Origin of the sequence: Flavobacterium sp. 28YEA47A (genome assembly GCF_041262125.1) — a bacterium.
Taxonomy (GTDB): Bacteria; Bacteroidota; Bacteroidia; order Flavobacteriales; family Flavobacteriaceae; genus Flavobacterium.
Genome location: NZ_JBGCCI010000010.1, coordinates 56024 through 68299 on the forward strand (window position 1 = coordinate 56024; position 12276 = coordinate 68299).

Consider the following 12276-nt stretch of genomic DNA (forward strand, 5'->3'; position numbering starts at 1 on the left):
GGCGGAGTCATGTAAAATATTGTAATAAATACAAAACATAAAAAACTACATACTACATAATGAGAAGAAAAATTTTACCCTTTCTACTATTAACTTTTTCAACTTTTAGTTATGCCCAAAACTGCGATTGCGAAAGCAACTTTAATTGGGTAAAAAAAACATTTGAAGAAAATGATGCAGGTTTTGAATACATTATCAGTAAAAAGGGGAGAGATGCTTATGAGCTGCACAGCAAAATGTATTTAGAAAAGGCAAAACAGCTTCCAAATGATAAAGAATGCGCGATAGTGATAGATAAATGGGTAAGGTTTTTTCGGGACGGGCATATAGGAATTAAATATTTGAAAGAACCTGCTCAGGAAACTAATTTTACTGTTGAAAATCTTCCGATTAATGAGAAAGATTTTAAAAAATATATAGACAAGAAGAAAACATCAAACAAATATGAAGGTATTTGGAGTTTTGGAAGTTATGTTATTGCTATAAAACAAAGAAACAACGAATATGTGGGGACTATCCTTTCATCCACAAATAAAAATTGGAAAGTTGGCGATGTAAAAACTGTTTTTACTGAAAATAACGGAACTCTTTATTTAGGGAACAAATCTCCACAAACGATAAGTAAAATTACTGCTATTGGAAATACATATCTAAAATTTGATAATACGATTTTACAAAAAACGTATCCACAACTTAAGGAAGATGCTGTTCTTTTGAAGGAAATTCAACGATTGAGTACAACAAAACCGGTATTTGAAAAATTAAATGATAATACCGCCTATTTAAGAATACCGGATTTTGAAATTTCTGAAAAGAAACATATTGACAGTATAATTGCAAAAAACAGGGACATAATTTTAGCAACAAAAAATTTGATTATTGATGTTCGTAATAATCCTGGAGGAAGTGATGCGAGTTATAGTGCATTGATACCATTTTTATATACAAATCCGATAAGAACAGTAGGTACCTTGTTTTATTCTACGCCTCTTAATAATCAAAGAATGTTGGAACTTTCACAAAACCCTGACTTTGATAAAGAATCTCAGGAAAGTTTCAAAAAATATTATGAGACGCTGAATGCATCTTTAGGGAAATTTGTAAATATATTTGACAAAGATGTTTTTATACAGACACAGAAAGAAATAACAAGATATCCGGAAAACGTAGGTATTATTATTAACGAAAAAAACGGAAGTACGACCGAGCAGTTTTTGCTGACTGCAAAACAAAGTAAGAAGGTAAAACTATACGGAAAGACCACTCATGGGATGCTTGATATTTCTAATGTCAATATTATTGAATCACCATGTAAAGATTTTGAATTGTACTATGGCCTGTCAAGAAGTTATAGAATTCCGGATTTTGCAATTGACGATATAGGTTTGCAGCCCGATTATTTTATTGATAACTCTATATCAGAATACAATTGGATACAATTTGTTGATGAAACATTAAACAGCAAATAAAACGATGGCCAACGAAATTCTATTTACAGAAAGACAAAGATTCAAACAATGGTGGCTTTGGCTAATCCTGTTAGGGATTAACGGGCTCTTTTTAGTTGGTGTGTTTAAACAAGTGGTTAGCGGGCAGCAATTTGGCGATAAGCCCATGAGTGATATAGGACTTTTGATAACTGCAGGATTGACTATTCTCCTGACTATTTTATTTGTAAACTTTCGATTAGATACCCTTATTAAGAAGGACGGGATTTATGTTCGTTTTTTTCCTTTCCATTTAAAATTTAGATATTATGCGTGGGAAAAATTGACAAAATCCTTTGTTAGGCAATATTCTCCAATTGCTGAATATGGTGGCTGGGGCTTGCGTTATGGGTTTTTAGGAAAAGGAAAAGCCTTTAATGTTTCGGGAGATAAGGGGCTACAGCTTGAATTTATTGATAATAAAAAACTGCTCATCGGAACTAATAAACCCGATGAATTGACCGAAGTTTTGGAAAGAATAGGCCAATTAAAGCAATAATATAAACTTAGAGAATAACAAATAAGAACAATCGATAATGATAAAATTTGCTTACACCATTCTATATGTTCAGGACGTAACTAAAGCTATTACGTTTTACGAAAATGCATTTGGTTTTACAAGAAAATTTGTTTCACCCGGAAATGACTATGGTGAACTTTTAGTAGGAGAAACAACACTTTCGTTTGCCTCAATAGTATTAGCAAAATCAAATTTGAAAGATGGTTTTATAGAAAGCAATTTAGCAGGCAAACCATTTGGAATTGAAATCGGTTTTACAACAGAAAATGTAGAAGAGACTGTTTCAACAGCCCTAAAAGCAGGTGCGACACTTGTTGAAAACCCAAAAACAAAACCGTGGGGACAAATCGTTGCCTATATAAGAGACCTTGATGGTTTTTTAATTGAAATCTGTACGCCAATGGGCTGATGTTTTTTAAGAGCCAATAATCCCTTTATTTGGCTGGTAAAGTATTGTGGATTTTCGATGATGATTTGAATTATGGAACGAATATAACTAAATCGTCCATTGCCAATTTCAATTCAGGTTTGTCTATTTTCGTAACGGCTTCTTTTATTTTTATTTCATCTTTATCGGAAAGGAAAGGTGGGATCAATATCTCAATATTGATTTTTAGTAAACGATTGATAATGATTAAATCTTTGAGAGTAAATGGTTTGATGCCATTAATGAGTTCTGACATATGAGTCTTGCTTCTATGCCCTAGAAGAGTGGCAAGATGTTCCTGATTCAAACCAAGTTCTTGGAGTTTTATTCTAATCGCATTTTTTCTGTTCTGAATAAAGATTCTTTCGAATTCTGCCAATCGCTCGACCTTATCGCTTTCTAAGATCTTTTCGTCATTTATCTGGCTAACATTGTTCCACTCAGTATTTTCATACTGTTCTATAAGGTCACGAAGTTTAGATCTTAATTTTTTTAAATGATCGTTATCTTTTGCAAGTAATCGAAGGTTTCTATCGGCTATAAGGGCTCTTTCGTAATCTAATTCGTTGGTAATTGATCCTATTTCAATGAGTTTTTCTATATCAAAATGTGTTTTCATACTACTAATCTATATAACCTTTGCTTCTTAGCCATTTTTCAACGGTCGACTTATTATTTTTGAATGTGGTTTCATATTCAGCGTGTGTACCTGCCCATACAATGGTAGCTTCACCTTCGTCATCTAATTCTATAAGTATCAAGGTTCGGTGTATGTTGATATTGAAAAAGTAGAATCCTTCACCATGTACTTTGTCCGCATCATTCCTTACTTCGTGAATCTGTTGTTTTAAGGGACGAACGTTTTGAGATCTGATAGCAACTTATCAATTTCATTACATAGCTTTTGATTTCCTATGTTTTTCTTTTGGAGCTTCCGAAGTATTTTTATTCCTGTTATTCTCATTTGAATGACTTTACAAATATAAAAACAAGTTCTGATAAAAACCGAACTTTTTGTTGTTTTTTATTGAATTGACCAAAGACACTAATAAACATCTTACAACGACAGCAAAAATTATATCAGCTTACAAGCTGTTGCATAAGCAAGTGCTTTGTTGATATTGTTTACTTCCATCTTTTGAAGCAGGTTTCTGCGATGAAATTTAATCGTATCGGCAGACAGGTTTAGGACGGAGGCAATTTCATTGATAGTAAGCCCTTGTGCGTAAAAGCGAAGAATTTGGATTTCTCTTTCAGTAAGTGCTATTTTGCTATAGTGTACCCATTCATCTGTTTCGATATTATATTTCAAAATGGTATTGTCACCATCTTTGGTGAGCGTGATATTTCCCGGCAAATTGCTTGTTGCCAATGAGATCATACCCAGAGTTTTCCAGATTTGACCTTCATTGCTTAACAATAATGGCGTAAGCCTATGGTTAACAAGCAATGTATTTTGGTTTTCGTCAACCAGATGGAAATTGTATGCCAGTGTATAGCTTTTGCGTTCAGATTCAGGCAAAGTAGCATAAAATGCAGTGCCGGCTTTATTGGCCTGGTTTACGATGGCCTGATCTTCCGCTTTGATGAAAGTAGAAAAAAGCGGTTCTCCCATTCCTATAATCTCATCCGATGTGAGGTTATGCAAGAAAAAGCGATGATTCGATATGTATTCAATTTTTTTTTGAATAGAGTCAAATATATAAATGCTTTTATAGGTAAGCTTATCGAAAGCTTTTGCTATTTCAATATAAGCCGTTTGCGAAGGCTGTTCTGAATGTTTAGTATTTGAGTTTTGCATGGCTTAAAAGTTAAGTGCATATATATTCTACTATCTGAGTAGAGAGTTTTGTATGGGCTTTTTACAAAAATAGAGAATAGTTTTAATTATATGGAATTCAATTAACTACACAAAAGGGTGGAATTTAAGTTTGAAAGTAAATTCTGCCTTTTTGTGTAGCGGCTATTAACCGTTTTACGAATAATTTTATCCAAATTAATTAAACAATTTATGAAGAAAATTATTTTAAACCTATCAATCCTAACTGGGTTAATGGCTATTTCTTGTGAAAAAGCAGATTTGCCGCAGGAACAAAATGCAAATAATGATAATTCATTAATGCAGAGACAGAGACGGAGTTCAATGTTTAACTACATTCAATCAACACGGATTGGCAACAATGTTAATTGTGAAAACAACATCTTAATTTTCCCAAGCTGGAATCACTATTGGGAAACAATTGATAGGTTAGATCAGATGGTTGAGAGGGAGTATGATGCATTTGATTCAAATGTTCCAAATAATATATCTGAAGAACGATATGATATCCTAGCTGACGCAGCAGGTTTTGATGAAGATAACGTATTGCGCAGATTTGAATCAGACTTGGCCTTTTGTTCGTTAAGAAGTAAAATTGAATCGTTGGAAACAGCTTGGCTGGATCGTCAAGATGATAGGGAATGGGATGCTAATTCAGATCCGGATAACCATTTTATTGATGACCTGGCTGAAAGGAGTTTATTAAGTACTAATGCTGAAGTTATTGTTGGTGATGAGAGAAGAGGTTATGTGTATTATAAATTTTTGGATGATGAAGGAAGCCGTGTTGAAGTTCTCAATAATGATAGGGATGCGATTTCTCAGGTGAGTCTTGGAAGAATCCCAACAGGGAACCCAAATGTTGTGGTTGTTCGTCCGGACAAAGAAAGTGATTCCAATAAATGTAAAGATAGAGTTACAGAATATGCTTATGAAATTTCCGGTGCTAACAGATTAAAAAGAACCAGTAAGGTGAGGAAATCCTGGGGGACAATATGTTCAAATAATTCTTGCACAAGTATTGTTGCAAGTAGAATTGTTTCTAAAACTAATGGTTATAAAAAGAAAAGAAATGGAGGTTGGACACGAGCAAGACTATGGATAGCCGCCGGAATTAATGGACAAACTCGGAATGTTCCAGGTTCAGCATATATAGATTGTATTGGAGAAAATAACCCTCATCGTTTTAAAGAAAAAAGAAAACGTAAAGTAAGAGTAGTTGCAAAAAGTGTTAATAATATTTCTATTTTAGGACAAACTTATAATTTTTCATTACAGGATAATAAATTATTTAGCTATCATAAAAGAGGAAATTTAATTATAAACAAAGATTATTATGATATGCCAGATAATTAAATTCAAAGAAAGACGTCGTTTTAGGCGTCTTTTTTATTTTACTCTTAATATTTGTTAATCCAGTGTACTACACAAAAGAATGGAATTTAGTTTTGAAAGCAAATTCCACCTTTTTGTGTAGCGATTGTTAGCTTTTTTACGGATAATTTTATCTAAAATTAATTAAACAATTTATGAAGAAAATTATTTTAAACTTATCAATCCTAACTGGGTTAATGCTTATTTCTTGTGAAAGAGCAGACCTGCCACAGGAACAAAATGCAAGTAATGATAATTCATTAACGCTGAGACAGAGACAAAGTTCAATGTTTAGTTATATTCAATCAGCACGGATTAATAACGATGTCAATTGTGAAAACAACATCTTAATTTTTCCAAGCTGGAATCACTATTGGGAAACAATCGACAGGTTAGATCAGATGGTTGAGAGAGAGTGCGATGCATTCGACTCAAATGTTCCAAATAATATATCTGAAGACCGATATAATGCTTTAGCCGATGCAGTAGGTTTTGATGAAAATAATACATTGCGTAGGTTTGAGGAAGATTTGGCCTTTTGCTCTTTAAGACGTAAAATTGAAAGATTGGAAACAGCTTGGCTGAACAGACAAGGCGATAGGGATTGGGACGCCACTACAGATCCGGATAATCATTTTATTGGAGATCCTGCTGAAAGAACTTTATTAAGCGCTAACGCTGAAGTTATTATTGGTGATGAGAAAAAAGGTTATGTCTATTACAAATTTCTGGATGACAAAGGAAATAGGATTGAAGTTCTCAATAATGATAGGGATGCGATTTCTCAAGTAAGCCAAGGAAAAATTCCATCTAATAACCCTAATGTAGTGGTTGTTAATCCTGGGAGAGTAAGTGCATATAATTGTGCAAGTAGTGTGTCACAAAACGTTTATGAATTTTCAGGCATTTATAGATTTAAAAGAACCAGTGAAGTAACACAGGCTACTTGGTTTACTCCAAGTAAAATTATATCTAAAACTATAGGTTATAAAAAGATAAATGGGGTATGGAAACGGGCAAGACTATTGATAGCTGTGGGAATTAATGGACAAAATCGGAATGCTTCAGGTTTAGCATATATTAATTGCATTCAAGAACGCTCTATCCATCTCTATAAAGAAAGAAAAAGACGTCAAGTAACTGTTAAAACAGTAAATACAGCCAATATTCCTATTATTGGGGTTCCACGAAATTTTACATTCCAAGATAACAAACTATTTAGTTATCATAAAAGAGGACCTTTAAGTGTAAACAAAGATTTTTATGATATGGCTAATTTTTAAATAAAAAAGCCCTGAAATATAATAGTCTAAATTTTTAATAATTATGTATTCAATTGGCGATATAGTAATCGTGATAATTTCATCTTTTATAGGTGGAGGAATTGGGACTTATCTGTATAAAAATATTTTCAAAATGAAAAAATAAAATTTTCTTTAAAAGTAACTTTTTCAAAAATCGTTTTACACTTTTATATTGATTATTTATGGGATAAAGAAAATAAGACGATAGAGGTCACTAATGTAATATAGAAAGAGCTGATTTTGAGGTTATTAAATAAAGAAAATCCAATAGATCCAGGTTTAATAGCACCAGGAAAAGAATACAAAGTTACCTGTACTAAGGGAGGTAAAGATATTTGGACTAAAGAATGTGACGGCAAGTTTTCATGTGGCTCTTTAATTTATGATTGTCTCGAGGATAGCGGCTGTAGTACTATCTGTAAAAATAGTATGATATATATGCCGGAAAACAATGAGTTTATTTTGATCGAAATATGATTTTCGGTCAGTCAAAGTTTAAATAATAGAGGCTTTTACGAAAATTAAAAGTTTCTATTCCATTTTAGAAACTCCTAATAAAACAACGGGAGTCAATATACGGATTTATTTTATGAATCTTTCTAGGCAATGACTTCACTGCCTGACATAAGATTTGATTTTCTAACCTTTAAAAATATATATTTTGTTTTCATTCTTTATTTTCCTGATTATTTTCTTTTTGTTAGTACTGCTGCTGAAGAAAATAAATTCTAAAAAATAAGTCTTTTGCTACTATCACTTTATGAAACCGAATTGGTGTAAATTATAATCTGATATTGCTGAGTTTTTATTTAAGTCAAAATCAAACTGCGTAAAAAGCAGGTATAGATTCCATTAACCACAAAACCCGCTTATAAAGCGGGTTTTCGGCTGAAATATAAAACAAAGCAAATTCTTATTTAGGGGAACGTATAGATACTGTTGCGATAAGAGCAGCGATAATACAAACCATACCGGCTGAGAAAAAGGCTGTCTGAAAACCGGTATTTAATGCAGCGGCTTCTGTTGTACCTGTCATTTTCAACGTATTTGTTTTGGCTGCCGAAATAGCAACGATAATAGCCAGACCCAAAGCAGATCCTACCTGATAGCTCGTGTTAACCAATCTGGATGCAAGGCCTGTTTCTTCAGGTTTTGCACTCGACATAGAAGCTACTGTTCCAGGAATATAGGTAAGTGACATGCCTAATGCACCCAATAAAGATGCTGGTAATACATCAGTAACAAATGTTTCGTCAGTTGGTATCTGACTAAATAAAATCAGTGATGCGGCAAGTATCAGCAATCCAACTATCATATTGGATTTAAAACCAAATTTTGCTACCAGTTTTCCTGTAACGCCAACCATCAGAAACAGAATCGCCAATGTCATCGGCAATTGCGCGAGTCCACTGTTAAAAGCGGAATAATGCAGTGTTTGCTGTAAATACAGATTAAGGAAAAACCGTAGCGGTATCCATGCTGCTGCCAGTAAAGCCATTACGATATTACCTGCCGAAAGGTTAGGTACTTTAAAAATTGACAAAGGCATCATCGGAGATACGTCTGTTACTACACAAAAGGATAGAATTTGAGCATAAACCTAAATTCTATCCTTTTGTGTAGTCGCTATCTGTTTTTTTAAAAATAACTTTAAAAAAACAAAAGAAGATGGTTCTCATTTTAATCTTTTGCGAAAAAAGAAGATAGTCATCTAAAAAGTATTTCCGACGGAATAACTTGAAAACCCTTAAAAGCGTAAAAAAATAAATTTTTAAAAGCCATGAACAGAAAGTTAATTTTATTTTTAGTAGGTAGTATCGCATTTTTATCTTGTGATAGCCCAGATTTATTACAAGAAAAGGATGTGAAAAATGAAGTTTCTTTGATTAGGAAGCAGAGACAAAGTTCAATGTTTAGTTATATTGAATCAATTAAAATAGATAACGATATTGATTGTGGTAGCAATATTTTGATCTTTCCGTCTTGGGAAAAGCTTTGGGAAACAGCAGATAAATTGGATGAAATGATAGATGATGAATACGATGCATTTGATGCGACAGTACCAAATAATTTAACTGATGAAGAATATGATATTGTAGCAAATATTGCGGGATTTGATGAAGACAATGTTTTGGTGAAATTTGAGGAGGATTTGGCTTTCTGTTCACTTCGAAAAAAAGTAGAAGTATTAGAAAATAAATGGCTTGAACTTCAGGGGGACGGAGATTGGAATGTTAATGAAGATCCTGATAGTCATTTTATATATGATGAAACAGAAAGAGCTTTATTTAGTATTAATACTGAAGTTATCATTGGAGAAAAAAAGACAGGATATGTCTATTATAAACTAATAGATAATTTTAACTGGATTGAAGTTCATAATTGGGACCTGGATGCTATTATGCAGGTCAGTAGAGGTCTTATGCCTACAAATAATCCCAATGTAGTTGTAAAAAAAATAAAAGTAAAGGAAAATTCACAAAGTTCAACTGAGTGTAAAACACATATAAAAAAAACACAATATTATTTGAACGGTACAAATAGAATAAAAATAAAATCAAAAGTCATTAATAATGATTCTTGGGGAGCAAAAAAAATATCAGCTTTAACTGTAGGTTATAAAAAGAAAAATGGCAAATGGAAAAGAGCCAGAACACGGATTACTGCCGGAGTAACAGGAAGCGAGGTAACAAATAATAGTGTTTTGTATCAAAATTGTGGAATAGCTTTTGAAAAACACAAAGTTAAAGAAAAGAGGAGGAGAAGGGTGAAGGCTAAAATTAGAGGACAGCGATTTGATGGAGCCAGCTTAATTATAGGAATAAAACCTCAAAAAGCATATAGCTATCATAAACAAGGTTCAATAAATTTAATATTAGATTATTATGACATGTACTAGAATTATTACCGTTTTGATTTTTATGCTTTGTATTAATGCTAAAATATATTCCCAGACAGCTGAAAAATTATTCGGAGAAAATTTATCAAAATTTAGTTTGGTGTTACAGCCATCCTTACTTAAAGGATACGATGTGGGGCCTGGGTATGACGTGAGTTCTAATGGCTCTCCAAGTATTTCATTTAATACTAATTTCTCTGCTCAATTTGGTTTTTTCTATAACTTTTATCAAAAGAATAATTTTAATTTTAAAGCCGGGGTTATAGTGAAAACATTTAATCCAACCTTCAATATCAAAATTTCAAACGAGGACTTAAATGCAGGATACGATTATTCTCAAAATTTAAGCAGTTTTGAAATAGCAAATCAATTTATTTTTTCACAAACAGTAAAAACAGAATATTTTATACCCATAAACAATAATTTAAACTTTGCAGTTGGTTTGGGTATGAGCTTAGATATTAGGACAAGTGGAGGGGATGATGAATTATCCGTTCTTGCAATTGATTATAATGAGCAAAAAGGACGGACTTTCTTTATGGTAAATTCAACAGAACAGCAAGTGACAGGTTCGTTAGATGTTTCGTTAGGAGTGAATTATAAGACAAATATTGGCTTGTTTCAGATAGAGTTTTTTAATAACTCACAACTATTATCCTATCCTAAAACAGGAGTTTATGAATTTTATTTAGATAATAATCAGACAAAAACGGGAGTTTATACAATCAAAGGAAATTATAACGGTTTGGCCTTGATTTTTACTCCACAAAAAGGTTGGCTAAAAGGAAATTCAAAAAAATAACATAGTAAACAAAATTATATGTTTAAGAAAACCACACCAACAGGTGTGGTTTGTTATTATTTAATCTTTTAGAATTCCAACAATCCTAAAGTATGTTGCAATTCGGTGTGCAGTATTCGCTGACTACCCAATTAAATTAAAGCCAAGGTTGATAAACTCTTGTTCAATAACATAAACACATCTATTGCAGACCATTCCCTTGATTAATAGTATCATCATTCTCGAATATTTGGTGGATAAGCTTTCTAATGACAAAATTCAAGATTTGGTGGTAGTATGTTATTATACTATTCCTTATTTGATTTGTGAAATTTTATGAATTTGAAGGCTTTAGGTATTGACTTTTACTCGATTACACCCGTGTTTTATATCAGTATGAAAGGTTTTTAGCTGTAATTTAAAATCCAAATATTCGGAATTCAAAACAGTTCATCATCAAAAAACAACGGTTCGGTAATTAAAAATTGAGTGTTTGTTTTGCCCCAGATACATTTGTATCAAAATAAAACATAACCAACAACCATGAAGAAATTTTTAAAAATCATCAAATTCACATTCACAGCTATTCTAAGCATCTGTTTACTTTTGTTCTTATACTTTTTTATAAGCAACAAATTATTTCTGGGCTCCAAAAATGAAGACAACATTAGCTATCTGACAAAAAATAAAACTCAAATTACAGATTCAATTAATGAAGAATTGTTTGATGAGGATTTTTACAAATCACAGGTTTTTCTTTTAGGAGAAATTCATGGTTATGCTGACAATCAAAAACTAGATAAGGAGCTATTGTTTTTCCTAAACAAAAAGGCAGAAGTTAAATATTATATTGCAGAAATGGATAGCTTGACAGCTAAAAAACTGAATGCTTTTTTGAAAGACAGTTCAATAAAAGATGAAGCGAAATTAAAAGAAGTTGTTGTTGCGATAAATCAAAGAATTCCGCAACAATCCAGTCAGGAATTATTTGACAAATGGAATGAAATTTACGATTATAATCAAAAGTTGCCAGATTCTTTAAAAATTACCGTAATTGGAATAGACAAGAATTTTGATGATACCTCAAAAGTATCGAGAGATTCTGCTATGGTTACGAACTTTAACAATTCCATCAAAAAAATGAAATTGGAGAATGAAAAATTCTACGGACTTTTTGGGTATTTCCATGTGCTACAAAATAAAACCGAAAATGGAAAAGAAGCATTTGCTTCAGGATTGAAAAAATCAGGTATTAAAACCGCCAGCTTTGTTAGTTATACAATAGACAGTGAAATGTATCTTCCTAAAAACCCTCAATTTCCAACGCCTGAAGACGAAAAAATCAATTGGGTTAATGCAGATGGTCCTTTGCAGTTAGTTAAGGGAATAAAAGACCTGAAAGAATTGAGTAAGCCTAATACGATTACACTTTTCAAGATTGATGCGCCAAATTCACCCTACTTTAAATCGCAACATCTGATAAATGTAAAATCGAGAATTTTTGGAGAGAATATTGTTCCTCAAAATGGTACTTTTACGACAGATTATTTTCAATATGTATTTTTGTTGAGAAACTCTAAAGCACTAACAAAACTAAAATAAAGAGCGATAGCTGTAGAGTATAAAGATTCTAAAGTAGGAATTCAATTTTAATTCTTTTTTAAG

Annotated in this window: 12 protein-coding genes; 8 read left to right on the forward strand and 4 right to left on the reverse strand. The window is 32.3% G+C overall.

Annotated features, from left to right (window positions below):
- Positions 1 to 59: 59 nt before the first annotated feature.
- Genes ABH942_RS14500 through ABH942_RS14510 form a run of 3 tightly spaced genes read left to right on the forward strand, consistent with a single transcriptional unit; the run spans position 60 to position 2416 of the window.
- Positions 60 to 1469 carry a S41 family peptidase gene (locus tag ABH942_RS14500; protein ID WP_370033193.1) on the forward strand — a complete coding sequence of 470 codons (1410 nt, stop codon included), beginning with the start codon at positions 60 to 62 and terminating at the stop codon, positions 1467 to 1469.
- A 4-nt stretch (positions 1470 to 1473) separates the two neighbouring features.
- Positions 1474 to 1986 (forward strand): hypothetical protein, encoded by a 513-nt coding sequence (locus tag ABH942_RS14505; protein ID WP_370033195.1) that lies wholly within the window; start codon positions 1474 to 1476, stop codon positions 1984 to 1986.
- 37 nt (positions 1987 to 2023) lie between these two features.
- Entirely contained in the window at positions 2024 to 2416 is a 393-nt protein-coding gene (locus tag ABH942_RS14510; protein ID WP_370033197.1) for a VOC family protein, read from the forward strand.
- Positions 2417 to 2486: 70 nt separating this feature from the next.
- On the opposite strand, the gene ABH942_RS14515 is transcribed toward ABH942_RS14510, so the two are convergent.
- The 3 genes from ABH942_RS14515 to ABH942_RS14525 form a co-directional block, all read right to left on the reverse strand.
- On the reverse strand, positions 2487 to 3053 hold the full coding sequence (locus ABH942_RS14515) for a transcriptional regulator (protein WP_370033199.1): 567 nt from the start codon (positions 3051 to 3053) through the stop codon (positions 2487 to 2489).
- A gap of 4 nt (positions 3054 to 3057) precedes the next feature.
- Positions 3058 to 3309 carry a type II toxin-antitoxin system HigB family toxin gene (locus ABH942_RS14520; protein WP_370033267.1) on the reverse strand — a complete coding sequence of 84 codons (252 nt, stop codon included), beginning with the start codon at positions 3307 to 3309 and terminating at the stop codon, positions 3058 to 3060.
- Positions 3310 to 3509: 200 nt separating this feature from the next.
- Entirely contained in the window at positions 3510 to 4235 is a 726-nt protein-coding gene (locus ABH942_RS14525; protein WP_370033201.1) for a response regulator transcription factor, read from the reverse strand.
- 210 nt (positions 4236 to 4445) lie between these two features.
- On the opposite strand from ABH942_RS14525, the gene ABH942_RS14530 reads away from it, so the two are divergent.
- Together ABH942_RS14530 and ABH942_RS14535 are read left to right on the forward strand one after the other, a co-directional pair.
- A complete protein-coding gene (locus tag ABH942_RS14530) occupies positions 4446 to 5609 on the forward strand; it encodes a hypothetical protein (RefSeq protein ID WP_370033203.1) in 1164 nt (387 codons plus the stop codon).
- Between the two features lie 173 nt (positions 5610 to 5782).
- Positions 5783 to 6910, forward strand: a complete 1128-nt coding sequence (locus tag ABH942_RS14535; protein WP_370033205.1) for a hypothetical protein — start codon at positions 5783 to 5785, stop codon at positions 6908 to 6910.
- A gap of 934 nt (positions 6911 to 7844) precedes the next feature.
- On the opposite strand, the gene ABH942_RS14540 is transcribed toward ABH942_RS14535, so the two are convergent.
- On the reverse strand, positions 7845 to 8483 hold the full coding sequence (locus ABH942_RS14540; RefSeq protein ID WP_370033207.1) for an MFS transporter: 639 nt from the start codon (positions 8481 to 8483) through the stop codon (positions 7845 to 7847).
- 228 nt (positions 8484 to 8711) lie between these two features.
- On the opposite strand from ABH942_RS14540, the gene ABH942_RS14545 reads away from it, so the two are divergent.
- The 3 genes from ABH942_RS14545 (at position 8712) to ABH942_RS14555 (ending at position 12213) form a co-directional block, all read left to right on the forward strand.
- A complete protein-coding gene (locus ABH942_RS14545; protein ID WP_370033209.1) occupies positions 8712 to 9830 on the forward strand; it encodes a hypothetical protein in 1119 nt (372 codons plus the stop codon).
- Positions 9817 to 10632 (forward strand): hypothetical protein, encoded by an 816-nt coding sequence (locus tag ABH942_RS14550; RefSeq protein WP_370033211.1) that lies wholly within the window; start codon positions 9817 to 9819, stop codon positions 10630 to 10632. The genes ABH942_RS14545 and ABH942_RS14550 overlap by 14 nt, the downstream gene beginning before the upstream one ends.
- 522 nt (positions 10633 to 11154) lie before the next feature.
- A complete protein-coding gene (locus ABH942_RS14555; RefSeq protein WP_370033213.1) occupies positions 11155 to 12213 on the forward strand; it encodes a hypothetical protein in 1059 nt (352 codons plus the stop codon).
- Positions 12214 to 12276 lie beyond the last annotated feature (63 nt).